23 protein-coding genes are annotated in these 23,899 nt (G+C 72.0%); 15 read left to right on the top strand and 8 right to left on the bottom strand.

Annotated elements, in window-relative coordinates; all coding sequences use genetic code 11:
• Nucleotides 1-314: 314 nt before the first annotated feature.
• Nucleotides 315-3,443: an isoleucine--tRNA ligase gene (gene ileS, locus ACZ7MY_RS34270; RefSeq protein WP_499607814.1), complete on the bottom strand. Its 3,129-nt coding sequence runs from the start codon at nucleotides 3,441-3,443 to the stop codon at nucleotides 315-317.
• Between the two features lie 377 nt (nucleotides 3,444-3,820).
• Nucleotides 3,821-4,669, bottom strand: coding sequence for a hypothetical protein (locus tag ACZ7MY_RS34275; protein ID WP_499607816.1), 849 nt, complete (start codon nucleotides 4,667-4,669; stop codon nucleotides 3,821-3,823).
• Nucleotides 4,670-4,673: 4 nt separating this feature from the next.
• Here ACZ7MY_RS34275 and ACZ7MY_RS34280 point away from each other — a divergent pair, with 4 nt between their 5' ends.
• The 5 genes from ACZ7MY_RS34280 (at nucleotide 4,674) to ACZ7MY_RS34300 (ending at nucleotide 8,923) form a co-directional block, all read left to right on the top strand.
• Nucleotides 4,674-5,168, top strand: coding sequence for a TraR/DksA family transcriptional regulator (locus ACZ7MY_RS34280; protein WP_499607819.1), 495 nt, complete (start codon nucleotides 4,674-4,676; stop codon nucleotides 5,166-5,168).
• Between the two features lie 138 nt (nucleotides 5,169-5,306).
• The gene (gene lspA / locus ACZ7MY_RS34285) at nucleotides 5,307-5,867 is read left to right on the top strand and encodes a signal peptidase II (RefSeq protein ID WP_499607822.1); all 561 of its coding nucleotides are present in this window, start codon (nucleotides 5,307-5,309) and stop codon (nucleotides 5,865-5,867) included.
• Nucleotides 5,868-5,925: 58 nt separating this feature from the next.
• A complete protein-coding gene (locus tag ACZ7MY_RS34290; protein WP_499607988.1) occupies nucleotides 5,926-6,861 on the top strand; it encodes an RluA family pseudouridine synthase in 936 nt (311 codons plus the stop codon).
• Nucleotides 6,854-7,291 (top strand): GNAT family N-acetyltransferase, encoded by a 438-nt coding sequence (locus tag ACZ7MY_RS34295; protein WP_499607826.1) that lies wholly within the window; start codon nucleotides 6,854-6,856, stop codon nucleotides 7,289-7,291. The genes ACZ7MY_RS34290 and ACZ7MY_RS34295 overlap by 8 nt, the downstream gene beginning before the upstream one ends.
• Before the next feature lie 36 nt (nucleotides 7,292-7,327).
• Complete coding sequence (locus tag ACZ7MY_RS34300) at nucleotides 7,328-8,923, top strand: Na+/H+ antiporter (protein WP_499607829.1); 1,596 nt, start codon at nucleotides 7,328-7,330, stop codon at nucleotides 8,921-8,923.
• Between the two features lie 17 nt (nucleotides 8,924-8,940).
• Here the strand turns inward: ACZ7MY_RS34300 and ACZ7MY_RS34305 are convergent, their stop codons facing one another.
• Complete coding sequence (locus ACZ7MY_RS34305) at nucleotides 8,941-10,044, bottom strand: mechanosensitive ion channel family protein (protein ID WP_499607832.1); 1,104 nt, start codon at nucleotides 10,042-10,044, stop codon at nucleotides 8,941-8,943.
• Nucleotides 10,045-10,124: 80 nt separating this feature from the next.
• Here ACZ7MY_RS34305 and ACZ7MY_RS34310 point away from each other — a divergent pair, with 80 nt between their 5' ends.
• Nucleotides 10,125-10,763 (top strand): dienelactone hydrolase family protein, encoded by a 639-nt coding sequence (locus tag ACZ7MY_RS34310; RefSeq protein WP_499607990.1) that lies wholly within the window; start codon nucleotides 10,125-10,127, stop codon nucleotides 10,761-10,763.
• A gap of 51 nt (nucleotides 10,764-10,814) precedes the next feature.
• The gene (locus ACZ7MY_RS34315) at nucleotides 10,815-11,267 is read left to right on the top strand and encodes a hypothetical protein (protein WP_499607834.1); all 453 of its coding nucleotides are present in this window, start codon (nucleotides 10,815-10,817) and stop codon (nucleotides 11,265-11,267) included.
• Here the strand turns inward: ACZ7MY_RS34315 and ACZ7MY_RS34320 are convergent.
• Both ACZ7MY_RS34320 and ACZ7MY_RS34325 read right to left on the bottom strand, forming a co-directional pair.
• Complete coding sequence (locus tag ACZ7MY_RS34320) at nucleotides 11,246-11,602, bottom strand: hypothetical protein (protein ID WP_499607837.1); 357 nt, start codon at nucleotides 11,600-11,602, stop codon at nucleotides 11,246-11,248. The genes ACZ7MY_RS34315 and ACZ7MY_RS34320 overlap by 22 nt on opposite strands.
• A gap of 65 nt (nucleotides 11,603-11,667) precedes the next feature.
• Nucleotides 11,668-12,126 (bottom strand): hypothetical protein, encoded by a 459-nt coding sequence (locus ACZ7MY_RS34325; RefSeq protein WP_499607840.1) that lies wholly within the window; start codon nucleotides 12,124-12,126, stop codon nucleotides 11,668-11,670.
• Between the two features lie 301 nt (nucleotides 12,127-12,427).
• Here ACZ7MY_RS34325 and ACZ7MY_RS34330 point away from each other — a divergent pair, with 301 nt between their 5' ends.
• From ACZ7MY_RS34330 to ACZ7MY_RS34340, 3 genes are all read left to right on the top strand, one after another.
• Nucleotides 12,428-13,057, top strand: a complete 630-nt coding sequence (locus ACZ7MY_RS34330; RefSeq protein ID WP_499607843.1) for a helix-turn-helix domain-containing protein — start codon at nucleotides 12,428-12,430, stop codon at nucleotides 13,055-13,057.
• A gap of 199 nt (nucleotides 13,058-13,256) precedes the next feature.
• Nucleotides 13,257-13,703 (top strand): hypothetical protein, encoded by a 447-nt coding sequence (locus tag ACZ7MY_RS34335; RefSeq protein ID WP_499607845.1) that lies wholly within the window; start codon nucleotides 13,257-13,259, stop codon nucleotides 13,701-13,703.
• Nucleotides 13,704-13,800: 97 nt separating this feature from the next.
• Complete coding sequence (locus ACZ7MY_RS34340; RefSeq protein WP_499607848.1) at nucleotides 13,801-14,112, top strand: hypothetical protein; 312 nt, start codon at nucleotides 13,801-13,803, stop codon at nucleotides 14,110-14,112.
• Between the two features lie 367 nt (nucleotides 14,113-14,479).
• Here the strand turns inward: ACZ7MY_RS34340 and ACZ7MY_RS34345 are convergent, their stop codons facing one another.
• From ACZ7MY_RS34345 to ACZ7MY_RS34355, 3 genes are all read right to left on the bottom strand, one after another.
• Entirely contained in the window at nucleotides 14,480-15,226 is a 747-nt protein-coding gene (locus ACZ7MY_RS34345; RefSeq protein WP_499607850.1) for a hypothetical protein, read from the bottom strand.
• 185 nt (nucleotides 15,227-15,411) lie between these two features.
• Nucleotides 15,412-16,080: a hypothetical protein gene (locus ACZ7MY_RS34350; RefSeq protein ID WP_499607853.1), complete on the bottom strand. Its 669-nt coding sequence runs from the start codon at nucleotides 16,078-16,080 to the stop codon at nucleotides 15,412-15,414.
• A gap of 1,177 nt (nucleotides 16,081-17,257) precedes the next feature.
• Nucleotides 17,258-17,794, bottom strand: a complete 537-nt coding sequence (locus tag ACZ7MY_RS34355) for a VldE C-terminal domain-containing protein (RefSeq protein WP_499607856.1) — start codon at nucleotides 17,792-17,794, stop codon at nucleotides 17,258-17,260.
• 158 nt (nucleotides 17,795-17,952) lie between these two features.
• On the opposite strand from ACZ7MY_RS34355, the gene ACZ7MY_RS34360 reads away from it, so the two are divergent.
• The 5 genes from ACZ7MY_RS34360 to ACZ7MY_RS34380 all read left to right on the top strand — a co-directional run bounded on the left by ACZ7MY_RS34360 (nucleotide 17,953) and on the right by ACZ7MY_RS34380 (nucleotide 23,892).
• A complete protein-coding gene (locus ACZ7MY_RS34360; protein WP_499607859.1) occupies nucleotides 17,953-19,269 on the top strand; it encodes a DUF2252 domain-containing protein in 1,317 nt (438 codons plus the stop codon).
• Nucleotides 19,270-19,330: 61 nt separating this feature from the next.
• Nucleotides 19,331-19,975 carry a hypothetical protein gene (locus tag ACZ7MY_RS34365; RefSeq protein WP_499607862.1) on the top strand — a complete coding sequence of 215 codons (645 nt, stop codon included), beginning with the start codon at nucleotides 19,331-19,333 and terminating at the stop codon, nucleotides 19,973-19,975.
• A gap of 53 nt (nucleotides 19,976-20,028) precedes the next feature.
• A complete protein-coding gene (locus ACZ7MY_RS34370) occupies nucleotides 20,029-20,835 on the top strand; it encodes a DsbA family protein (protein WP_499607865.1) in 807 nt (268 codons plus the stop codon).
• 129 nt (nucleotides 20,836-20,964) lie between these two features.
• Entirely contained in the window at nucleotides 20,965-22,629 is a 1,665-nt protein-coding gene (locus ACZ7MY_RS34375; protein WP_499607868.1) for an alkaline phosphatase D family protein, read from the top strand.
• Nucleotides 22,630-22,917: 288 nt separating this feature from the next.
• Nucleotides 22,918-23,892 (top strand): zinc metalloprotease, encoded by a 975-nt coding sequence (locus ACZ7MY_RS34380; protein WP_499607871.1) that lies wholly within the window; start codon nucleotides 22,918-22,920, stop codon nucleotides 23,890-23,892.
• Nucleotides 23,893-23,899: the final 7 nt, after the last annotated feature.

A 23,899-nucleotide genomic window follows, 5' to 3' on the forward strand; every position in this document is an offset into this window, starting at 1 on the left:
GCGCCCATACGACGGGAGGGGGTGTGTCGGGGTGCGCCCGGAAACGACGAGCGGTTAAGTGCGGTGCCGAATGATGTGGGGGTAACCGCGAGCGTTCTGGGGGTCCCCCCGGCCGAAGGCTGGGGGAGTGCGTCGGCGCGGCCCCGACCCAACAACGAGGTGCGAGACCCGCACCAATCGCGCCGGGCAATCGGGCGGGCGGGTGGGGGAACCCCCAACAGAAGCCACAACGGCGCCGCACACGAAAGGACGGCTGCGCCGTCGTCCGCTGGGGCGGACGACGGCGCAGCCGTCATGTGCGGGCCCCCGGAGGGTTACCGCTTGCGGAGGTGGAAGGTGAGGCCGAGGGCCTCGTCCGTGAAGGCGGGACCGTACCCGTCCTCGGGTCCGCCGGAGGCGAAGTCCGTCGCGAGGACCTCGTCCGCGACGAGCCGGGCGTGCTCCGCGAGCGCCTCCGCCAGTTCCGCGTCGGCCGCGGCCCAGCGCAGCGCGATGCGGTCGGCGACGTCGAGGCCGCTGTTCTTGCGGGCCTCCTGGACGAGGCGGATGACGTCGCGGGCGAGGCCCGCACGCCGCAGCTCCGGGGTGATCTCGAGGTCGAGCGCCACGGTCGCGCCGGAGTCGGACGCGACGGACCAGCCCTCCCGCGGGGTCTCCGTGATGATCACTTCCTCCGCGGTCAGGGCGACCGGCTCGCCGTCCACGACCACGGAGGCGTTGCCCTCGCGCAGGGCGAGGGACAGCGCCGCCGCGTCGCACTCGGCGACGGCCTTGGCGACGGCCTGGACGCCCTTGCCGAAGCGCTTGCCGAGGGCGCGGAAGTTGGCCTTGGCCGTGGTGTCGACCAGGGAGCCGCCGACCTCGCTCAGGGACGCCAGGGAGGCGACGTTGAGCTCCTCGGCGATCTGCGCGCGCAGTTCCTCGCCCAGCGCCTCGAAGCCCGAGGCGGCCACCAGGGCCCGCGAGAGCGGCTGGCGGGTCTTGACCCCGGACTCGGCACGCGTGGCGCGGCCCAGCTCCACCAGGCGGCGCACGAGGGCCATCTGGTCGGACAGGACGGGGTCGACCAGCGCCTCGTCCACCGTGGGCCAGCTCGCCAGGTGCACCGACCCGGGGGCGCCCGGGGTGACCGGGACGACGAGGTCCTGCCAGACGCGCTCGGTGATGAACGGCACCAGCGGCGCCATCAGCCGGGTCACCGTCTCGACGACGTCGTGCAGGGTGCGCAGCGCCGCCTTGTCGCCCTGCCAGAAGCGGCGCCGCGAGCGGCGCACGTACCAGTTGGACAGGTCGTCGACGAAGGACGAGAGCAGCTTGCCCGCGCGCTGGGTGTCGTACGACTCCAGCGCGTCGGTGACGTCCCGGACCAGCGCGCCCAACTCGCCCAGCAGCCAGCGGTCCAGCAGCGGGCGGTCGGCCGGGGCCGGGTCGGCCTCGCCGGGGGCCCAGCCGGAGGTGCGGGCGTACAGGGCCTGGAAGGCGACCGTGTTCCAGTACGTCAGGAGGGTCTTGCGGACGACCTCCTGGATCGTGCCGTGGCCGACCCGGCGGGCCGCCCAGGGCGAGCCGCCGGCCGCCATGAACCAGCGCACGGCGTCGGCGCCGTGCTGGTCCATGAGCGGGATGGGCTGGAGGATGTTGCCCAGGTGCTTGGACATCTTCCGGCCGTCCTCGGCGAGGATGTGGCCCAGGCAGACCACGTTCTCGTAGGCGTTCCGGTCGAAGACCAGGGTGCCGACCGCCATCAGCGTGTAGAACCAGCCGCGGGTCTGGTCGATCGCCTCGGAGATGAACTGCGCCGGGTAGGTGCCCTCGAAGAGCTCCTTGTTCCGGTACGGGTAGCCCCACTGCGCGAACGGCATGGAACCCGAGTCGTACCAGGCGTCGATGACCTCGGGCACGCGCACGGCCTCGGCGGAGCACTGCGGGCACGCGAAGGTGACGTCGTCGATGAAGGGCCGGTGCGGGTCGAGGCCGGTCTGGTCGGTGCCGGTCAGCTCCGACAGCTCGGCCAGCGAGCCGACGCAGGTGAGGTGGCCCTCCTCGCAGCGCCAGATGGGCAGCGGCGTGCCCCAGTAGCGGTTGCGGGACAGCGCCCAGTCGATGTTGTTGTTGAGCCAGTCGCCGAAGCGGCCGTGCTTGACCGCCTCCGGGTACCAGTTGGTGCGCTCGTTCTCGCGGAGCAGGGCGTCCTTGACCGCGGTCGTGCGGATGTACCAGGACGGCTGCGCGTAGTAGAGCAGCGCGGTGTGGCAGCGCCAGCAGTGCGGGTAGCTGTGCTCGTACGGCAGGTGCCGGAAGAGCAGCCCGCGGTCCTGGAGGTCGTCGACGAGGGCTTCGTCGGCCTTCTTGAAGAACTGGCCGCCGACGAGCTCCAGCTCCTCCTCGAAGGTGCCGTCGGGGCGCACCGGGTTGACCACGGGCAGCCCGTAGGCGCGGCAGGTCCTGAGGTCGTCCTCGCCGAAGGCGGGGGCCTGGTGGACCAGGCCGGTGCCGTCCTCGGTCGTCACGTACTCGGCGTTGACGACGAAGTGCGCGCCCTCCATCTCGACCAGGTCGAAGGGCCGCCGGTACGTCCAGCGCTCCATCTCGCGGCCGGTGAAGCTCTGCCCGGTGGCCTCCCAGCCTTCGCCGAGGGCCTTGCCGAGCAGCGGCTCGGCGACGACCAGCTTCTCCGTGCCGTCGGTGGCGACCACGTAGGTGACGTCGGGGTGGGCGGCGACCGCGGTGTTGGAGACCAGCGTCCAGGGGGTGGTCGTCCACACCAGGAGCGCGGCCTCGCCCGCGAGCGGGCCGGAGGTGAGCGGGAAGCGCACGTAGACCGAGGGGTCGACCACGGTCTCGTAGCCCTGCGCCAGTTCGTGGTCGGACAGGCCGGTGCCGCAGCGCGGGCACCAGGGCGCGACGCGGTGGTCCTGGACCAGCAGGCCCTTGTCGAAGATCTGCTTCAGCGACCACCAGACGGACTCGATGTACCCCGGGTCCATCGTCCGGTAGGCGTCGTCGAGGTCCACCCAGTACCCCATGCGGGTGGTCAGTTCGGCGAAGGCGTCGGTGTGGCGGGTCACGGACTCGCGGCACTTGGCGTTGAACTCCGCGACGCCGTACGCCTCGATGTCCTTCTTGCCGGAGAAACCCAGCTCCTTCTCGACGGCGAGCTCCACCGGCAGGCCGTGGCAGTCCCAGCCGGCCTTGCGGGTCACGTGGTGGCCCTGCATCGTCTTGAAGCGCGGGAAGACGTCCTTGAAGACGCGGGCCTCGATGTGGTGCGCACCGGGCATGCCGTTGGCGGTCGGCGGGCCCTCGTAGAAGACCCACTCCGGCCTGCCCTCGGTCTGCTCCAGGGAGCGGGCGAAGACCTTGTTCTCCTGCCAGAACGCGAGCACCTCGTGCTCCAGCGCGGGCAGGTCGACCTGGGCGGGGACCTGGCGGTACTGCGTCATCGGTTCTGCCTCCGGCGGACACGTGCGCGTGCGTATTCCGTCGGAGGGACGAGAGCGCCTGCTGCGACTGCTCCCGCGGTACCACCCTCCTTGGCCGCGGACGGGCCCTCGCGGGCTCGTTCCGCAACCCCCTCATTGGGGTCGCGCTGCCGGCTCTACTCGCCCTCGCGGGCTTTCTTCCGGCGGCTCCGGGGTGATCTTCACGTCGCGCACGCCCCCGGGCTTCCACCGTCCCCGGGTCGCTATGGGCTGCGTACGGCGCTACTCGTCCCCTTCCACGCCTTTCGCTCCGCCCAGTGTAAGGGGCCGCGGGGTGCGGTGTCGGCCGGGTTTCCGCGGGGGGCCGGTGTGACCCGAATGGCCCGGTCCGCACCCTGTTACCCGTTGGTACCGGAATACCTCGCGGAGAGCTGGGCACAACGGATGCAGACCTGCCGCCCGACCCGGCGCGGCGGGCGGATCAGGCGGCGTGCCCCGTTGCCGCGGGTCCGGAGTCGATTTATCGTTCCGGCACGATTCGCGAGCAAGATCACAATATGTGAAGGGGCCTCGGCCATGGTGGGGAAGAAGACCACCGTCACGAAGAAGACGGCGAAGAAGACGGCTCCTGCGGCCGCCTCCGCGAGCCGCAGGAACGCCGCGCCCGCCGCGCGGAAGGCGGCGGCCGAGCGCCCGGCCGCGTCCCCCGCTCGCAGGAGGACCGCCACGGCCGGTGAGGGAGCGGCCGAGCCGAAGCGCACCACCGCGAAGAAGGCCGCGGCCGGGAAGAAGGCACCCGCGAAGAAGGCTGTCGTACGCAAGGCGGCACCCGCCGCGAAGAAGGCCGCGGCGCCCGCCGCGGGGAAGACCGCGGCCAAGGCCGCAGGAAAGAAGGCGGCCGTGGCGGAGGAGACGACGACCAAGGCGGCGTCCACGCGCAAGACCACGGGACGCACGGCGAGCAGGACCGCGCCTCCCGCCAAGAAGACGGTGACGGCCGCGGAGAAGCCCGCGAAGGCGCCGGCCGCGGCGAAGAAGGCGGCGCCGGTGAAGAAGGCCGCGCCGGCGAAGAAGGCCACCGCGAAGACCGCGGGGAAGACCGCCGGGAAGGCCGCGAAGACGGCCGGTGCCGCCTCCGCCGCACCCGCGAGGACCACGAGCACCGGCACCACCGCAAGGACCGGCACGACCGCCCGGGGGGCGGCGAAGACCACGAAGGCCGCGAAGGCCACGAAGACGGGAGCCAAGACGGTGGCAGCGAAGAAGACGGCGGCCGGTACGGCCGCGGCAGGGGCGTCCGCCTCGGCGGTCCCGACGGCCCGCATCGCCGAGGCGGCGGGCGCCGTCGCCGCGGGCGACCTGGCCGTACGGCCGGACGAGGAGCCGTGGTCCGAGGAGGAGGTGGACGCGGCCCACGCCGAGCTGCTGGCCGAGATGGACCGGCTGCGGTCCGAGATCACCACCTCGGAGAACGCCATCACCGGGCTGCTGAGGGACTCGGGCGACGGGGCCGGCGACGACCAGGCCGACACCGGCACCAAGAACATCACGCGCGAGCACGAGATGGCGCTGACCGCCAACGCCCGCGAGATGCTCGCGCAGACCGAGCACGCGCTGGAGCGGCTGGACTCGGGCACGTACGGGCTCTGCGAGTCCTGTGGCAAGCCGATCGGCAAGGCACGGATGCAGGCCTTCCCCCGTGCGACGCTCTGCGTGGACTGCAAGCAGCGTCAGGAACGACACTGACGGCCGGCCGCGCGGCACGACACGGACACGGGGAATCGCGGGGCCCGGAGCCGCGCGGCCCCGCTGTTCGGACGTGTGTGCCGTAACCTCGTCTGCGTCAGGATCCGGACTGGCGCAGATCAGGGCTGAAGGACTCACATGGCGAAGGCACAGGAGACCGCGGCGGACACGGCCGAGGAGCCGACCGGCGGTACGGACGAGGTCACCGGCAGGGGACCGCGGCGCATCGCCGTGCTCCTCGGCGTCGCGGCGCTCGCGTACGTCCTCGACCTGCTCTCCAAGATCTGGGTGGTGACCAGCCTCGAGGGCCACGAGCCGATCGAGGTCCTCGGCCGCTACCTGCGCTTCGAGGCGGTGCGCAACGCCGGCGCGGCCTTCGGCTTCGGCCAGGGCATGACCATCGTCTTCACGGTGATCGCGGTCACGGTGGTCGTGGTGATCGCCAGGATCGCCCGCAAGCTGCACAGCGTGCCGTGGGCGATCGCCCTCGGGCTGCTGCTGGGGGGCGCCTTCGGCAACCTGACCGACCGGGTGTTCCGCGCGCCGGGCTTCCTGCAGGGGCACGTCGTCGACTTCATCGCGCCGATCCACTTCGCCGTGTTCAACCTCGCCGATTCGGCGATCGTCTGCGGCGGCATCCTGATCGTCCTGCTGTCCTTCCGCGGTCTGGACCCGGACGGAACCGTCCACAAGGACTGACCGGGGAGCGGGGCGGCGGGGGAGGCCCCGGGGATCCGGCATACTCGATCAGGTGAGTATGCCTGCCGAAGTTCGATCCCTCCCCGTCCCCGAAGGTCTCGAGGGCGAGCGTGTCGACGCCGCCATCGCCCGTATGTTCGGTTTCTCGCGGACCAAGGCGGCCGAGCTGGCCGCCGCCGGGAAGGTGACGATCGACGGCAGCGAGGCCGGCAAGTCCGACCGCGTCTCGGGCGGTGCCTGGCTCGAGGTCGAGATGCCCGCGCCGCCGCGCCCCGTGGAGGTCGTCGCCGAGCCGGTGCCGGGCATGCGCATCGTGCACGACGACGACCACGTGGTCGTGATCGACAAGCCCGTCGGCGTGGCCGCCCACCCCAGCCCCGGCTGGACCGGCACCACGGTCATCGGCGGCCTGGCCGCCGCCGGCTACCGGATCTCCACCTCCGGGGCCTCCGAGCGCCAGGGCATCGTCCACCGGCTCGACGTCGGCACCTCGGGGCTGATGGTCGTCGCCAAGTCGGAGATCGCCTACAGCGACCTCAAGCAGCAGTTCCGCGAGCGCACCGTCGACAAGCGCTACCACGCGCTGGTCCAGGGCCACCCCGACCCGCTGAGCGGCACCATCGACGCCCCGATCGGCCGCCACCCGCAGCACGACTACAAGTGGGCCGTGACCGCCGACGGCAAGCCCAGCGTCACGCACTACGACCTCGTCGAGGCGTTCCGCGCGGCCTCCCTGCTCGACATCAAGCTGGAGACCGGCCGCACCCACCAGATCCGGGTCCACATGGCCGCCCACCGCCACCCCTGCGTCGGCGACCTGACCTACGGGGCCGACCCCACCCTCGCCAAGCGGCTGGGGATCGGCCGCCAGTGGCTGCACGCCGTCCGCCTGGGCTTCTCCCACCCCGAGGACGGCCGCTGGGTGGAGTTCGAGAGCACCTACCCGGACGACCTGCAGCACGCCCTCGACACCGTGCGGGCCGACAGTGCCTGAGCCCTACGAGGTCCGCGTCGCGGCCGACCCGGACGACCTGAAGGCGTACTACGCGGTCCGGCACGAGGTCTTCGTCGTCGAGCAGAAGGTCCCCGCCGAGCTGGAGTACGACGCCCACGACGCCGACGCCGTGCACGTCCTGGCCACCGGGCCCGGCGGTGCGCTCGGCGCGGGCCGGCTGCTCCTCGGCGAGGACGGCACCGGCATCCTCGGGCGGCTCGCCGTGACCGGCGCCTCCCGGGGGCTGGGCATCGGCGTCGCCCTGGTGCGCGCCATCGAGGACGAGGCCCGGCGGCACGGCCTGGCCGCCGTCGAACTGCACGCCCAGGCCCACGCCGTCGGCTTCTACGAGCGCCTCGGCTACACCTCCTTCGGCGCCGAGTACGAGGAGGCGGGCATCCCGCACCTGTCGATGAGGCGCGTGCTCTGACCGGGTCGGAGGCGGCGGGCATGCCACGCTAGGGGTGTGGATCAACTCGCGCTGTTCTTCGCCCTGATGCTCGCGGCCATCGTCATGGTGCCGCTGGGCGACCGGATGGGGCTGCCGTCGCCCGTTCTGATGACGTTGCTCGGGGTCGTCCTGGCCCTCCTGCCGTTCGTGCCGAACGTGCAGATCAACCCCGAGCTCATCCTTCCGCTCGTGCTGCCGCCGCTGCTCTACGCCTCCGTACAGCGCACGTCCTGGCGGCAGTTCGCCGCCAACAAGAAGGCCATCTTCCTGCTGGCCGTCGCGCTGGTGCTGATCACCACCGCGGCGGTGGGCGCCATCGCCAGCGCCGTCGTCCCCGGCATCTCCATCGCCGCCGCCCTCGCGCTCGGCGCGCTGGTCGCCCCGCCCGACCCGGTGGCCGCGACCGCCGTCGCCGGGCGGCTGGGACTGCCGCGCCGCATGGTGTCGACCCTGGAGGGCGAGGGGCTCTTCAACGACGTCACCGCGATCGTCGTCTACAACGTGGCCGTCGCCGCGGCCGTGACGGGCTCCTTCTCCTGGCCGGAGGCGCTCGGCGAACTGCTGCTGTCGGCGGTGGTCGCGGTCGCCGTCGGCGTCGTGCTCGGCTGGACCGCCTCCAAGCTGATGGGGGTCGTGGGCGACCCGACCCTGCAGATCGGGCTCTCGCTGCTCGTCCCGTTCGCCTCCTACGCGATCGCCGACGAAGCGCACGGCTCCGGAGTCCTCGCCGTGCTCACCACCGCGCTGTTCCTGGCCGAACACGCCCGCGACGCCGACGACGTGACCGGGCGGCTGGTCGGCGCCACCTTCTGGGAGGTCGTCGACACGCTCGTCACAGGTGTCGCCTTCGGCCTGATCGGCCTGGAGCTGCACAACGTCTTCGGCGTCGGCGCCGGCCGCTGGGGCACCATGCTGAGCCACGCGGCGATCGTCGTCGGCGCGGTCGTCCTCGTACGGCTGGCCTACCTGATGCCGGCCGCGGCGGTCACCAGGAAACTGCACAAACGGCGCGACCTCGACGAGGACATCCCCCTGTCGTGGCGCGAGACCGTCGTCATGTGGTGGGCCGGGATGCGCGGAGTGGCGTCCATCGCCCTGGCGCTGGCCATCCCGCACACCACGGAGTCCGGCGCGCCCTTCCCGGCGCGCGACGAGATCCTCTTCATCGCCTTCTCGGTCGTCCTCACCACCCTCGTGCTGCAGGGGCTCACCCTTCCGAAGGTCGTCAAACGCCTCGGGGTGAGCAGCGACACCCAGGTGGAGCACGACATGGAGATGCTGCTCGCGCTGCGCGCCATGGCCGCCGCCAAGCAGCGGCTGAAGGAGGTCGAGGCGACCGAGGACTTCTCCGAGGAGGTCTCCGAACTCCTGCACCGCCGCGCCTTCGACGTCGGGGCCCGGATCTGCCCCGACATCGTCGACGACGAGAAGCGCGACCGGCACACCGCCCGTGTCCGCCGTCTCAGGACCGTCGAGCGCGTCCAGCGCGACATGTTCTCCGCCGCCCGGCACGAGGTCCTCGCCGCCCGCAGCGAGCCCGGATACGACCCCGAGATCGTCGACCGGGTGCTGCGCCAGCTCGACGTCCGCAGCCTGCGCGTGTCCCGGTAGGCGCCGCCGCCCGGCCCCTACCGGGCCCCGGGGCCGGGACCGATGTCGCCCGCCCCGGGCGTGGCCTGCTCGCGGTCCGGGGCCTCGGCCAGACCGGGGGCGGTGGCGGTGTTGATGCGCGGCAGCGCGTACGGGTGCTCGCGGCGCAGCCAGTCGATCATGTGCTCCCGCACCACGCAGCGCACCGTCCAGATGTCGTCCGCGTCCTTGGCCGTGGCCAGCGCCCGCACCTCGATGGTGGACGGGGTGGTGTCCGTCACCACCAGGCCCCAGGCCCGGCCGTCCCACTGCTCGCACTCCTTGAGGACGTCGTGGAGGTGCTCGCGCATCAGGTCGACGGGTGTGGCGTGGTCCAGGTGGAAGTAGACGGTGCCGGTCATCCGGGCGTTGCCGCGGGACCAGTTCTCGAAGGGCTTGCTGGTGAAGTACGAGACCGGCATGGTGATCCGCCGCTCGTCCCAGGTGCGCACCACCAGGTAGGTGAGGGTGATCTCCTCCACCGTCCCCCACTCGCCCTCCACGACCACCGCGTCGCCGATCCGGACCATGTCCCCGAACGCGATCTGCAGCCCCGCGAAGAGGTTGCCCAGCGTCGACTGGGCGGCGATGCCCGCGACGATGCCGATCAGCCCCGCGGAGGCCAGCATCGAGGCGCCGAAGCCGCGCATCGCGGGGAAGGTCAGCAGCATGGCCGCCACCGCGACCACTCCGACGACCGCGGTGACCACCCGCTGGATCAGCGTCACCTGCGTCCGCACCCGCCGCACCCGCGCCGCGTCCTGGGCGGCGGAGGCGTACCGGGAGTACGAGGCCTCCACCACGGCCGCCGCGACCCTGACCACCAGCCAGGCGCAGGCACCGATCAGCACCAGCGTCAGCACCTGCCCGATCCCGCGGGTGTGGCCGCGGGCCAGGTGCGCCTGTTCGTACGAACCGCGCAGCAGCGAGCTGCAGATCACCAGCTGGAGCGCCAGCCGTGCGCGCCGCAGCAGGTTCCACAGCGGGGTCTCCGGGTGCCGGGCGTCCGCGCGGCGCAGCGCGTGGTCGACGGCCCAGCCCACGGCGAGAGTCACGATGAGGGAGCCGCCCACCACGCCCAGCGGCCGTACGACGGAGTCCATGGTTTCGACGGTAACGGGCATGATGGAGCCCGTACCCCGATCGTGCACCACCCATGGGACGTGAGATTGTGACCTCCGGCATGACCATCGTGCTGTTCCACTCGGCCTACGGACTCCGTCCCGCCGTGCACGCCGCCGCCGACCGGCTGCGGGCGGCCGGGCACGAGGTGCACGTGCCCGACCTCTACGAGGGCCGCACCGCGGACACCGTCGAGGAGGGGATGGCCGTCAAGGACGAGATCGGCCGCGACGAACTGCTCATGCGCGCCGTCACCGTCTCCGGCCCGCTCTCCGACCGGGGCCTGGTCTACGCCGGGTTCTCGCTGGGCGGTTCCATCGCGCAGAACCTCGCCCTCGCCGACGAGAAGGCCCGCGGCCTCCTGCTGCTGCACGGCACCTCCGACATCGCCGACGACGCCACCACCGACCTCCCCGTCCAACTGCACGTCGCCGATCCCGACCCCTTCGAGCCCGACGACTGGCTGAACGCCTGGTACCTGCGCATCCGCAAGGCGGGCGCCGACGTGGAGATCCACCGCTACCACGGGGCGGGCCACCTCTTCACCGACCCGGACCTCGACGACTACGACGCGGAGGCGGCCGAGCAGACGTGGGCGGTGGCGCTGGACTTCCTGGCGGACCTCGCGGCGGAGGCGGGGGAGGCGCAGGCGGGGGGCACGGACGCCACGGACGCCACGGAGGCGGGCGAGGACGGGTAACGGCCCGGTGGGCGGGGGCCGTTGTCAGTGCCCGCTGAGATCATCCGATACATGGGTGTTCTCTACGGGTACTACTCCGCCGCCGACGACAAGGACGCCGCCCGCGCCGTGGTCCGCGAGTTCCGCCGGGCCGAGGCCGGCAGCCGCGACCAGCACGTGACCCAGGGCATCGACCCGGTCGTGGAGTTGCTCCCCGCGGAGGTCCTCATCACCGGCCGCGCCCCCGAGGACGTGCGCTCCGACCCGCGCCGCGGCGCCCTGGTGGGGGTGGCCGGTGAGGGCAGGGTGGTCGCCGTCTCCCTCACCGACAGCTTCCGCGACGCACTCGCCGCCTTCGACGCGGACCTGCTCGACGACGTCGCCATGGGGTGGTCCCGTACCTCCGAGGGTCTCCACGGCGTCCACGGTCCGGACGTCCTCGGGCTGTTCCTCAAGGAGCTCGCCGGGCTGGCCGGCCGCGCCACGGCGGACGGACGGCGCCTCTACTGCTGGATACGCCCCTGAGCGACGCCGGCCCCGCGCGGTCCGGCGGCCGCCGCCAGCAGGAGGAACGCGGCCGAGGGCAGGAACACGTATATCGCGATCGCCGCGCCGATGACGGACCAGACGATCAGCGCGAGCGCGATGACGACGCAGGCCTGGGCGAAGACCCTGGGGAACCGCGCCAGGAGCGGCGGCAGCGCCAGCGGCACCACGGACAACACGAAGAAGCCGCCGTAGAAGCTGTCCAGCCCGTGGAGCAGCCCGGGCACCGCCACCGCCGCCGCCCCCACCGCGAGCACCCACTGCCGGCGCCCGATCCCCGTCCGTACCTCCGGCCGCCCCGTCCCAGCCCCCATGGCCGCCCCTTCCCCCTGGCGTACACCGCTTTGAACGCGTTCAACCTAGCGGATCGCGGTCCGGCTCAGTACCAGCGGCTGAACGCGGCGGCGCCATGGCCGGACCGGGTGGCGTGACGCAGCACGCGCAGGGGGGCGTCGAGCAATTCCGCCGCGTCGAACTCCGGATCGCCCAGGGCGCACATCCAGTCGGCCGCGCGGGCGAGGACGTGCTCCCGGCGGGCCCCGGAGAGGTCCAGGGCCCGTTCCGCCCCGGGGAGCGCCGCCGCCAGCCCGTCGTGGGTGAGCAGGAACTCGCCGAACCTGCCGGGCAACTGGGCCGAGGCCGCGGGGCCGAGGGCGTAGACGAGTGCCGCGACGGGGCCGGCCTTGCGGGCGGCGGCGGCGAACGGGCCCTCGCCGTCGATCTGCGGCATGAGGTGCATGAGTTCGTCCTGCAGCGTCAGCGTAGGCTCGTCGTCCTCGGCGGCGCTCGCGGAGTCGACGAGTTCGGCGAACCGCAGCGCGGCCGGATCGTCTTTCAAGGGCCGCGTTGTGTCAGCGTTTTCGGCCCACCAGGCGAGCGCCCGCGCGAGCTCCGGCGGCAGCTCCTCGTCCCGGGCCGCGGGCCGGGGCGTACGCGCGTGTGCCCGCACCACGTCATCGGGGACGGCTCCCACCACCCAGACGCCCGTCACACCCACGGCCCCCACCTCCCGGCTCGACCCCGACCGTATCCCCTGGGTGCGGAGGGGAGCGGCGGGGGCTCTGCCTCGGTCGACCGCCGTGAGGTCCCGCGTGCGGCGCGCGTTGCCGTCCCCGGGGCGGCCGGGGTGGAATGGGCGGATGGAAGACCTGTCCTCGATCGCCGCCGCCCTGGCGGAGGTCGGCCCCCGCCTCAAACGCCTGCGCACGCGGCGGGGCGTCACCCTGGCCGCGCTCTCGCAGGCCACGGGCATCTCCACGAGCACCCTGTCCCGCCTGGAGACCGGCCGGCGCCGCCCCAGCCTCGAACTCCTCCTCCCGATCGCCCAGGCGCACCGCGTGCCGCTGGACGAACTGGTCGGCGCCCCCGAGGTGGGCGACCCCCGGGTACGCCTCAGACCCCGCCGCGTGAACGGCCGTACCGTCGTGCCGCTCACCCGCCGGCCCGGCTCCCCCCAGGCCTGGAAGGTCGTCATCCCCGTCGCCCAGTGCGAGCCCGACCTCCGCGTCCACGAGGGCCACGAGTGGCTGTACGTGCTCTCCGGACGGCTCCGCCTCCTGCTGGGCGACGGCGAGGCCGTCCTCGGCGTGGGGGAGGCGGCCGAGTTCGACACCCGGCTGCCCCACTGGTTCGGCAGCGCCGACGGCCGGCCCGTCGAGATCCTCAGCCTCTTCGGGCGCCAGGGCGAGCGCATGCACCTCCGCACGAGGCCCGGCCGGAGGAGCGTTGACGGTGGCGGTGACGGTGACGGCGGCGCGAGGACGCGTTGATCGCACCTTCCCGTCCGGAACGGGGGAGGGACGGGTGGGAGGGGGGCCGCTGGCCTGAGCGTGGGGGTCAGCCATTGCGAGCGGCCGCCTGTCAGACGCCGACGCTGCGATCGCCCCATGACGTCACATCAGGGAGATGCCGCGTAGGTCGCCGCGCGCGGTGAGGGCCGCCACGTCCCGGGGGCGAGGCGATGGCGCGGTGAGTTCACTGCTGATCGGCACGTGTCCCGGGGAGCCCGTGTGCGCCGGCGGTCACACGTACCTCTTCGTCGACGGTCTCGACGTGGTCACCCGGAGCGACAGCAGAATGGCCGGCCTCGACCCGAGGCGGCTGCTCCGGCCGGGCGGGCCCCTGTATCCGGCGGACACGCCGCTCGCGGTGGAGGTGGCGGCGGAACAGCCCGGCCCGGGGCCGGACATGCTGCGCATCCGCATCCGTCAGCGGGGCGGGACGGTCATCTGGTCCGGCCTGACGTATCCCGGCGACGACGGCGGACCCGTCGAGGAGGTGCGGTTCCGCCTCGAGCAGTACCTGAGCGAGGTCGAGCGGGCGTACGCGGTCGCCACCGCCGACCACGGGGCCGTGGGCGCCTTGACGCCGGCCTCAGCCGAACGTCGAGCTGTCGGTCACGGCTGCTGGGACTGATCTGCCTCACCAACCTCACTGACCGTACAGCGCGCAATCCGCCGTAGGGCACAATCGCCCGGGGTGCGGACTCGTGTGCGACCTGTGAGGGGTAGGAGTGGCGGACAAACCGAAATGGCAGAACCACCCGGCCTGGTACCTGCTGTTGATTGTGCCGCAGCTCATGAACGTGATGACCGAGGACGACGCCATCAGCCGTTTCCTCGGGGCGTCGAGTCTCGTGCTGTTGGGCTTCCTTGGCGGGCAAGAGTGGGCGAAGCGGGCCGCGTGGCGGAGGGGTGCCGCCGGAGGAGGGGCCGCGGCGGACAAGAGACGTCAGTGGCGGGAAGCGCGTCGCCCCACCCCACCGACGGCCCGCGGCTCCAAATCGGGGGCACCGGCATTCACAACCGACGCCAACGACGCCTGACGGGGGCGTGGGCCGATGTCTCCCATGACGCCGTACTCGGCGTGTACAGCAAAAGGGACTCGTAACAGTGGTGACGGGGTCGCTTTGACGCAGTTCGGCGCCGCTCAGGTCGGCGTACGTCTGCAGCCTCGGTCCTTCGATCCGCGGACCGTAATCCGCCTATGACGAAGCTGACAGACCTGAGCGAGCGCGAGTACTTCGGCCATCTCGCCAAGCGGCCAGGCATGTTCGTTTCACCGAAGTCCGTGCACTCGGTGTTGGCCTTCATCGAGGGTTATGACCAGGCGGCTCGTCGGTCACACAGGCGCCCCATTGCCTGGGGGACGAAGAGGCCGTGGCTTCGTACCCCCGCTGCCCGCCGCGGTTCTCAGCCAGAACCGGCGATGACCTGTTCGACGACGGAGAAGCGTTGCCCGCACTCCGGGCAAGTCGCCTCACCGAAGGCATAGGTCAGCGCACGCGCGACGTCCTCATGGCCGTCGGCCTGGGCGAGGTCGTGGAGGCGCCGGCCCAAACCGCCCAGAGTGCGGGGGTCGGCCGGATGGAGAGGGAAGGTCTCGATGTCGTCGGAGAGCGCGTGGTCCTCCGCCGCACTGAAGAAGCCGTACTCTCCGAACACCACCCACAGCGACGCGCATCCGTCAGGGTCGGGGCACTCGAGCTCGTATTCCTCGCCGACGACGCCACCGATCAGGTTCTCCGCCCAGTGGATGTCGCCTTCCAGGTTCAGGACCGCCTCAACCAGGTGGCAGTAGTCGTTCCGGTCGGTCGTGACCTGTCGCCACCGGTTTGCGGCGCGCAGTAGGCGTGCGACTTCCGGTGCGTATCGATGCCGCAGGTCTCGGGTCTCGTACCGCTGGTCGGCCTGGACGAGAAGGGCGCCGGACAGGTGGAGGGCCGAAGCTGCGGTGTCGGCGTGGTCGACTTCCGCCAAGCCGGCCAGCGTGTGCAGCACCAGCGGATCGGCGACGTCCAGGGAGCCGTTGTGGTAGAGCTCCGTCCAGAGGTCGCCCCAAGCCTGGTCGTCCCGCCCCGTGGCGGCACGTTCCAGCAGGGCCCTCAGACGGGCGGAACCGGCGTCGTCTACGCGGGGAGCGGGAGAACTCGTCGTCATCCGCGGTATCCAAGCAGACTGCGCAAGCGTGCTTTCGCCGGACGGCGTCAACGCCGCTCGGCGGGCCGTTCCGCCCGGGGCCGCGTCGCAGTGACCATTGCTTCTTTCGCCGGCTCCGCGATACGCGGGTACGGAAGCTCGGACCGACGGCAAGCCGGGGCACGCGGTGCCGCTCAGGTACGGGTCTAGCCCATCTGGGTCTCGCCCAATGGCAGTTCCGAGTCGCGCAGCCATGCCTGGGCGGCCGGGCTCCAGGCGACGCGGGAGCCGAGGGAGACCCAGACCTCGAACTTGCCGGGGGACGCCTCGGTGTGCTGCTGGGCCTGGACGCTGTTCAGGCAGAGCCGGACACCGCAGCCTTTGGAATCGGCCAGGCCCCGCCAGCCGCAGCCCCAGCTGACGTCCATGGTCAATGGCCCGAGTACGGAGACCATCCGGTCCAGTTCCTCCTCGGTGCAGTCATCTTCGGGCTCGCTGTCCGGACCGCCGAAGGGCGGAGTCTTGGCCAGGGAGAGCGACAGGCCTTCGGGCAGCGGCCACAGGTCGGCCAGGTCCGGGCGGAGCTGCATGTCCGCAAGGAACAAGAGCCTCCGATCCTCCCAGTCGAACGCGGCGCCTCGGCGTCGCAGTTCATCCCGGACGGGTTCGAATCCAGGCAGGTCCGGGTCCCAGGCGGCCAACGCGGCGCCGAACGTGTGGACTGCGTGCACGTACTGCTCGCCTGTGGTGATCAGCTCCAGTTGGGGCCAGGGGTCGCTGGTCCAGTCGGCCAGTTCGCGCATGATCGCGCGCGCCCGCGACAGCGCGCTTGACGCGTCGGGAAACGGCTCGCGAACCCGGTAGAGAATCGACATCGACAAAAGTGCTTCCTCTCACAGAGGGACATGGGCGGACGTCGGCTCGCGCCGGTGGGCGGTGGCTGCCGGGGGCAAGGCCGCCTCGGACGGAAACGGACGCTCCCGGAGTCGGACGTTCGGGTCAGCGGCCCCGAAGCAGGGACACTTCTGTCGTCACCGCTCCGGACAAGGTCGTCGACGACGTCGACCGTCCCGGGGGACGCCTCAGACGTAGTAGCCCCCGCCACCGTGGCATTCACCGGCCTGTCGCCGACGGTTGATGGTGCGGCGGACATCGGCCGGGGTGTGGGTCGTCCCCGAACAGCGCTCCCCACTTCGATCGGCGGCGAGGCAGGCAGGGGCGACTGTAGATCAGGACTGAGTGCCGCCGCACTGCGGTTTCCCGCGCGACCCCTGGGCGCGGGCCTTCTCCGGACCGGTGATCAGTGGACCGAGGAGAGACCCGCACGTCTGTGACCTGTGGTGCGAGCCCCATCACTCCCGGTCCGGAGCCGTGGTGGGGCCGTCATCGGCCCGCGGGCCGCCGAAGACCGGTCCACGGCTTCCTCGGTGCGCTTCTCGCTGCTCGACCGAGCCCCGATCGGCAGTCAGTCCCGGCACCGGCGGGCCCACCAACCCGCGTCCGGGGAGGCGTAGGGGTCAGGCCAGGTCCGCGTCAGGTAGAGCGCGTCGAGTGGTTCGACCATGGACCGGAGTTCGCGCGCCGGCCGTGAAGGCAGGGCATGGAGCGCGAGCTCGAGGACCGTGCGTTCATCGGTTTTGTAGAAGGGATCGCACAGCGGGCAGTCGCTGCCGCCGGACAGTCCGCGAGCTGTACGTGACCACTGGAGCAGGGCTTGGGTCAGTGCCCCCGGCCACAACCGCTCGCGCTCAAGCCGGGCAGCGGCAGCGAACAGGCTGCGTGAACCACGGGGGAAACCCCGCCCTGGTGGTTCTCCCGGCCGCCGACGCGGAGCGCGACCGGCAGCCCGGACTTGAGACGGCCGCCTACGCGGCATCGTCCTCTCTGAGTCGCTTCACGCGAGCATGGTGCCACACCGATCCCGGCACGCCATGATCAGTGACCCGGTCGACCCGCCCAAGCGGGGGTGGCGCCCGACTCGTTGAGCACCGCCGCGGGGTCGTCCCCGGGCTGTTCCCTGTGGAGGCCCGGCCCAGCCGGGCGGCGGCGGCCTCAGTAGACCGATATGTGCACGTGGTCGAAGTGGTTCTGGGTGATGGACCCGCGGTCCTCCATCAGTTTCCAGCCCTGCTGCGGGAGGCGGCTGGACCAGATGTGCTGCTCGTAGATGACGTACCAGATGCCGTACTCGTCCGCGTGCTCCCGGACCCAGGCCACGATGTCCTCGCCCAGGGCGTCGGGTTTGCCGGTGGCCTTCTCGCCGGCGGGCATGAGCATGAAGTCGCAGGCGCGGCCGAGGGGGTGTTCGCCGCCGCCGGCGATGCCGCCCTCCTCGCGGTAGCAGCCGGGGGCGCCCTCGAGGCCGCGGGAGCCGAACTCCTTGACGACGGCGTCGCGGACCGTCTCCATGCGGGCGGTGATGTGCTGGGGCCCGCGGGGTTGCTCCTTCGGCCAGTTGGCCGCGCGGACCTGCGCGGAGAGTGTGGGCCACGCCACTGCGGCCAGTACGAGGCCGCCGATCAGCAGCAGCCCGAACATGGTGCGCCGCCGGCCGCGGCGCGCGGTGTCCCGCCCCCTGGTGGTGTTCATCGCAAGCCAGAACGCGCGACCGTGGCCGGAAGTGCCCGGTTGAACGCCCGGCGGCCGTGACGCGAACAACGCCCCGCCCGGGGCCGTCGCCGGGCACGCGGGCGTACGCTGCTGCGTTGACCCGGCAGACACGGACCAGCCCAGGAGGCACCGCACCGATGGCCACAGGCATGACGACGGACGAAGAGCGCGGCGAGCGGATCCTCGAGGTCTTCGGCACCGCGTTCGGGGAGCTGCTGGCGGCCGACCCCGCGGCGTTCCGGGTCAAGTTCCGCAAGATGGCGGCGTCCGCGTTCGCCTTCTACCGGGGTACCGCCTGCCTCTACTACGCCGACCTGGCCGACGCCGGGGACGGCAGCCCGTTCCTGGACGAGCGCACCTCCCGGGTGTGGATCCACGGCGACCTGCACGCCGAGAACTTCGGCACGTACCTGGACGCCAACGGCCGGCTGATCTTCAACGTCAACGACTTCGACGAGGCCTACGTCGGCCCCTTCACCTGGGACGTGCAGCGCTTCGCCGCCTCCATAGCGCTGATCGGCTACAGCAAGGCCCTGGCCGACGACGTGATCTCCGGCCTGGTGCGCAGCTACGCCACCGCCTACCGCGAGCGCGTCCGCGCCCTCGCCCATGGCGAGGGGGTGCCCGCGCTGACGCTGGACTCCGCCGAGGGCCCGCTGCTGGACGCGCTGCGCCACGCCCGCTCGCAGACCCGGTTCGGGCTGCTGGACTCCATGACCGAGATCCGCGCCTGGGACCGCCGCTTCACCGCGGGCGGCGGCGCGGTGGAACTGGACAGCGGTACCCGCGAGAAGGTGCTGCGGGCCTTCGAGGCGTACCTGGACACGCTGCCGGAGACCAGCCGGATCAACCCGGAGAGCCACCGGGTCAAGGACGTCGTGGGCCGTCGCGGGGTGGGCATCGGCAGCGCGGGCCTGCCCTCGTACAACATCCTGCTCGAGGGCCACACCGACGCCCTGGAGAACGACGTCGTCATCTACATGAAGCAGGGGCAGACCCCGGCGGTCTCGCGGCACATCACCGACGCCGCGGTGCGCGAGTACTTCCGGCACGAGGGCCACCGCACCGTGATCTCGCAGCGCGCGCTGCAGGCGCACGCCGATCCGTACCTGGGCTGGACGGAGCTGGACGGCGTCGGGCAGCTGGTCGCCGAGGTGTCGCCGTACGCGGTGGACCTGGACTGGTCGGACATCGACGACCCGGAGCAGATCGAGGCCGTCGTCGCGGACCTCGGCCGGGCCACCGCCGGCATGCACGCGGCGGCGGACGACGAGAGCGGGCACTCCCTGGTGCCGTTCTCCACGGAGGACGCCATCGACGCGGCCATAGCGCGGGACGAGGAGGGCTTCGTCGAGTCGCTGGTGGAGTTCGCCCACTCCTACGGCGCCCGGGCCCGTGCCGACCACCAGATCTTCGTGGACCTGTTCCGCAACGGCCGCATCCCGGGTCTCTGAGCCGGGGCCTTGTTCCGGGGTTTAGGCATTGCTTACACAGCGGCATGGCACACTCGGCGCCATGGAAGGGACCGGACCCCGGCTGAGGGCACTGCGCGCGGGATGCTTCGCCGCGCTGTGCGTGACGCTGTCCGCGACCGCCCACATCATGCTCTCGCGGGAGCCCCTGCCGATGACGACCACGGCGGGGGCCTTCGTGGCCGTCTTCGCGGTCGCGTACGCGCTCGGCGGCCGCGAGCGCGGCTACTGGCCGATCGCCGGCCTGCTCGTCCCGCTCGAACTGGCCGTCGACACCCTGTTCACGGCGGGCCAGAACACCTGCTACGGCCCCGGTGGCGGTCCCGTCACCGGCTCCTGGCGCTCGATCAACGAGGCGCTGGTCTGCCACGGCGAGGCCGGCGGTTCGCTCGCCTCGGCGCCGGGGATGTCCGGCCCCACCACCTCGCCGTGGCTGCTGCTGCTGGCCCACGTCTGCGTCGGCCTGGTCGCCGCCGGGTGGCTGCGCAGCGGTGAGGACGCCCTGCACCGCCTGCTGCGCGCCGCCGTCCGGCCGTTGCTCGTCGCGGTGGCCGTCTTCCGGACGGCCGGTCCGCGCGCCGTCACCCGCCTTGGCGCGGCCGGCCCCGTGGCCGCCGCCCCGGCGCTGCCCCTGCTCCTGCACTCCGTCGTACGGCGAGGGCCGCCCGCCCGCCTCGGCTTCCGCTGAGCACGGCCCACACCCCTCACCCACCCCACGTACGAGTCGGAGATCACACCATCATGAGCAAGCGGAACACCCAGGCCGCCAAGAGTGCCGCCCGCGAGCGGCTGCGCGTGGAGCGCGAGCGGCAGGCGAAGCGGGAGAAGCTGCGGCGGCAGTTCTTCGTCGTCGGCGGCGTGCTGGGCGTGCTGGCGCTCGGCGCCGGCATAGCCGTGGCCGTCGTCAAGATGAACGCGCCGGACTACTGGGAGAAGGCCGCGGAGAAGCCGCTGGTCAAGCCGGCCAACTCCTCCGGCAAGGACGGCACGACGATCGTCATCGGCGACGAGAGCGCCAAGCACACGCTGAAGGTGTACGAGGACCTGCGCTGCCCGGTCTGCGCGCAGTTCGAGCAGACCTCGGGCGAGACCGTCCAGAAGGACGCCAAGGACGGCAAGTACAAGATCTCGTACACCATGGGCGCGTTCCTCGACAACAGCCTCGGCCAGGGCCAGGGCTCGAAGAAGGCCCTGAGCGCGCTGGGCGCCGCGCTGAACGTCAGCAAGGAGGCGTTCGTCGACTACCACACGCTGCTGTACTCCAAGGACGTCCACCCCGAGGAGACCAAGGACGACTTCGGCAGCGCCGACAAGCTGATCGAGCTGGCGCAGAAGGTCGACGGGCTCAAGGGCAACAAGACCTTCGAGGACGCGGTCCGCAACGGCACCTACGACAAGTGGGCGCTGACCATGGACAAGCAGTTCACCGCCGACGGCATCAGCGCTACGCCGACCGTCAAGCTCGACGACAAGCCCATTGAGAGCGTGCAGGCGATGACCCCGGAGCAGTACACGGCCGCCGTCGACCAGATCATCGGCAAGGGCTAGCACCGGCCCGAGGGCCGCTTCCGCCCTCCGGTCCCCGGCGTTGTGCCGGGGACCGGAGGGCGAAGTCCTCCCGAACTCTTGTGCGTCGGGGTCCCGGAAAGGGGTTACTGACGCGTAATCTGACCGGCCGTGACCGAGACCTCTGTACCCTCACGGACTTCATCGAGAACACCCACCCGCCGTTCGGTCGTCAAGGCCGGCGCCGTCGTGACCGGTGCCGCGCTGATACCGCTGACGGCCGGCACCGCCCCCGCCTCCGCCGCCGCGTCGCCCGCCTTCCTGCACGGCGTGGCCTGCGGTGACCCCCTGCCCGACGGTGTGCTGCTGTGGACGCGGGTGACGCCCGTGCCCGAGGCCGTCCCCGGCTCCGGGCTCGGCCCCGCGACCGACGTGGCCTGGACCGTCGCCCGGGACAAGGCGTTCACCTCCGTCGTGGCGACCGGCACGGCGACCACGACCGCGGCCGCCGACCACACCGTCAAGGCGGACGTGCGCGGACTGCAGCCCGGCACGGACTACTGGTACCGCTTCACCGCCGGCGGCGTGACCTCCGCGGCCGGCCGCGCTCGTACCGCGCCCGCCGAGAACGCCACCGCCGACCGGCTGCGCTTCGGCGTGGTCTCCTGCGCCAACTGGGAGGCCGGGTACTTCTCCGCGTACCGGCACCTGGCCGCCCGCGGCGACCTGGACGCGTGGCTGCACCTGGGCGACTACCTCTACGAGTACGGCACCGGGGGCTACGCCGCCCGCGGCACCGTCGTCCGTCCGCACGCGCCCGCCCACGAGATCGTCACCCTGGCCGACTACCGCACCCGGCACGGCCGCTACAAGACCGACCCCGACCTGCAGGCGCTGCACGCCGCGGCCCCGGTGGTGGCGATCTGGGACGACCACGAGTTCGCCAACGACGCCTGGTCCGGCGGCGCCGAGAACCACACCGAGGGCGCCGAGGGCGCCTGGACGGCCCGGGTGGCGGCCGCGAAGCAGGCCTACTTCGAGTGGATGCCGGTGCGCCCCTCGGTCGCCGGCACCACCTACCGGCGGCTGCGCTTCGGCAGGCTCGCCGACCTGTCCCTGCTCGACCTGCGCTCCTTCCGCTCCCAGCAGGCCGCGATCGGCAGCGGCACGGTGGACGACCCGGACCGGACGATCACCGGCCGGGCCCAGCTGGACTGGCTGAAAGCCGGCCTCAAGGCCTCCGACACCACCTGGCGGCTGATCGGCAACTCGGTGATGATCTCGCCGGTCGCCTTCGGGGCGCTGCCCGACTACCTGCTGGCGCCGCTGGCGAAGCTGCTCGGCCTGCCCGCCGAGGGGCTGGCGGTCAACGTCGACCAGTGGGACGGCTACACCGACGACCGCCGCGAACTCCTGGCCCACCTGCGGGACAACGGCATCCGCAACACGGTCTTCCTGACCGGCGACATCCACATGGCGTGGGCGAACGACGTCCCCGTGAAGGCGGCCACCTACCCGCTGTCGGCCTCGGCCGCGACCGAGTTCGTGGTCACCTCGGTCACCTCCGACAACCTGGACGACATCCTCAAGGTCGCCCCGGACACCGTCTCCACGATCGCGGAGACGGCGGTGAAGGCCGCCAACCGCCACGTGAAGTGGCTGGACATGGACTCCCACGGCTACGGCGTGCTGGACATCACCGGCGAGCGGGCGCAGATGGACTACTACGCGCTCTCCGACCGCACCGACCCGAACGCCTCCTCCACCTGGGAGCGTTCGTACCGCACCCTGTCGGGCACGCAGAAGGCCGAGCGGGTCTACTCACCGGTACGCTGAGCCTCCCGTACGTCGATTTCCGGCCAGGCCCGCGCGCCGCGCGGGAAAGGGCCGGCGCGGGGCGGGCGGTGGGACCCCCCGGGTCCGTATCCGGACACATCGCCCGCCCCGCGCCACGGGGACGTCGCGCCGGCCGGCGCGGACCCTCAAGGGGCGCTCGTTGTCTAGGGATTACCCTCTGTCCGCCATTGGGCCGGAAGAGGGCTGCCGCGGTTCTGACATGGACACATAACCTCCGGGCGGCGAGGAGGAAATTCCTCCCGTACGTCCCACGAGGAGTGCCCCCACATGTCACGCACCCCCCGTTCCCGCCGTCTCGTCGGTCTCGCCGCCGTGGTCGGAACCCTGGCCTTGCTCCCCCTCACCGGCGCCACGGCGACCGTGAGCAGCGCCTCCGCGCACACGAGAACCCCCGCCGAGCAGTGCGCGGACAGCGGCGACGCCGCGGCCCGCACGATGAAGGGCTCCACTGCCCACGAGCCCAACGCCCTCAGTGACGCCGCCGCCCAGGCGATGGACGCGGACCTCAGGAAGCGCGTCGCCATGGTCAAGGCCGAGGCCAAGGGCTCCCGGGCCGCAGCCGCCGCGACCACGACGATCCCGGTCTACTGGCACGTCGTCCACAGCGGCAGCACCGGCAAGCTCAGCGCCTCGGCCATCGCCGGCCAGATGGCGGTGCTCAACGCCGCCTACGCCGGCCAGGGCACCGGCAACGTGGACTCGGGCTTCCGGTTCTCGCTGGTCGCCACGGACTACACCGACCGGGCCGCCTGGTACAACCTGACCGAGGGCTCCTCGGCGGAGACGGCGATGAAGACCAGCCTCCGCAAGGGCGGCGCGAGCGCGCTCAACATCTACTCGGCCAACCTCCAGGAGGACCTGCTCGGCTGGGCCACCTTCCCGAGCTGGTACGCCGGCGACCCCAAGGACGACGGCGTCGTCATCCTCGACGCGTCCGTGCCGGGCGGTTCCGCCACGAACTACAACCAGGGCGACACGGCCACCCACGAGGTCGGCCACTGGATGGGCCTCTACCACACCTTCCAGGGTGGCTGCGGCGCCAGCGGCGACTACGTCTCCGACACGCCCGCCGAGAAGACCGCCGCCAACGCCTGCCCGACCGGCCGCGACACCTGCACGGCCGCCGGCACCGACCCGATCCACAACTTCATGGACTACACCTACGACTCCTGCATGTACCAGTTCACCGCGGGCCAGGTGAGCCGCATGAAGAGCTCGTGGACCGCCTACCGGGCGAGCTGACGCCACC

It is taken from the genome of Streptomyces sp. NPDC111520, from assembly GCF_055635295.1.

Bases quoted from the DNA above. Each gene is read 5' to 3' on its own strand.
- ileS (WP_499607814.1), bottom strand. From the start codon at position 3,443: ATGACGCAGTACCGCCAGGTCCCCGCCCAGGTCGACCTGCCCGCGCTG.
- lspA (WP_499607822.1), top strand. From the start codon at position 5,307: ATGGCGAAGGCACAGGAGACCGCGGCGGACACGGCCGAGGAGCCGACC.
- ACZ7MY_RS34290 (WP_499607988.1), top strand. From the start codon at position 5,926: ATGCCTGCCGAAGTTCGATCCCTCCCCGTCCCCGAAGGTCTCGAGGGC.
- ACZ7MY_RS34305 (WP_499607832.1), bottom strand. From the start codon at position 10,044: ATGGACTCCGTCGTACGGCCGCTGGGCGTGGTGGGCGGCTCCCTCATC.
- ACZ7MY_RS34310 (WP_499607990.1), top strand. From the start codon at position 10,125: ATGACCATCGTGCTGTTCCACTCGGCCTACGGACTCCGTCCCGCCGTG.
- ACZ7MY_RS34315 (WP_499607834.1), top strand. From the start codon at position 10,815: ATGGGTGTTCTCTACGGGTACTACTCCGCCGCCGACGACAAGGACGCC.
- ACZ7MY_RS34320 (WP_499607837.1), bottom strand. From the start codon at position 11,602: ATGGGGGCTGGGACGGGGCGGCCGGAGGTACGGACGGGGATCGGGCGC.
- ACZ7MY_RS34330 (WP_499607843.1), top strand. From the start codon at position 12,428: ATGGAAGACCTGTCCTCGATCGCCGCCGCCCTGGCGGAGGTCGGCCCC.
- ACZ7MY_RS34345 (WP_499607850.1), bottom strand. From the start codon at position 15,226: ATGACGACGAGTTCTCCCGCTCCCCGCGTAGACGACGCCGGTTCCGCC.
- ACZ7MY_RS34350 (WP_499607853.1), bottom strand. From the start codon at position 16,080: ATGTCGATTCTCTACCGGGTTCGCGAGCCGTTTCCCGACGCGTCAAGC.
- ACZ7MY_RS34355 (WP_499607856.1), bottom strand. From the start codon at position 17,794: ATGAACACCACCAGGGGGCGGGACACCGCGCGCCGCGGCCGGCGGCGC.
- ACZ7MY_RS34360 (WP_499607859.1), top strand. From the start codon at position 17,953: ATGGCCACAGGCATGACGACGGACGAAGAGCGCGGCGAGCGGATCCTC.
- ACZ7MY_RS34365 (WP_499607862.1), top strand. From the start codon at position 19,331: ATGGAAGGGACCGGACCCCGGCTGAGGGCACTGCGCGCGGGATGCTTC.
- ACZ7MY_RS34370 (WP_499607865.1), top strand. From the start codon at position 20,029: ATGAGCAAGCGGAACACCCAGGCCGCCAAGAGTGCCGCCCGCGAGCGG.
- ACZ7MY_RS34380 (WP_499607871.1), top strand. From the start codon at position 22,918: ATGTCACGCACCCCCCGTTCCCGCCGTCTCGTCGGTCTCGCCGCCGTG.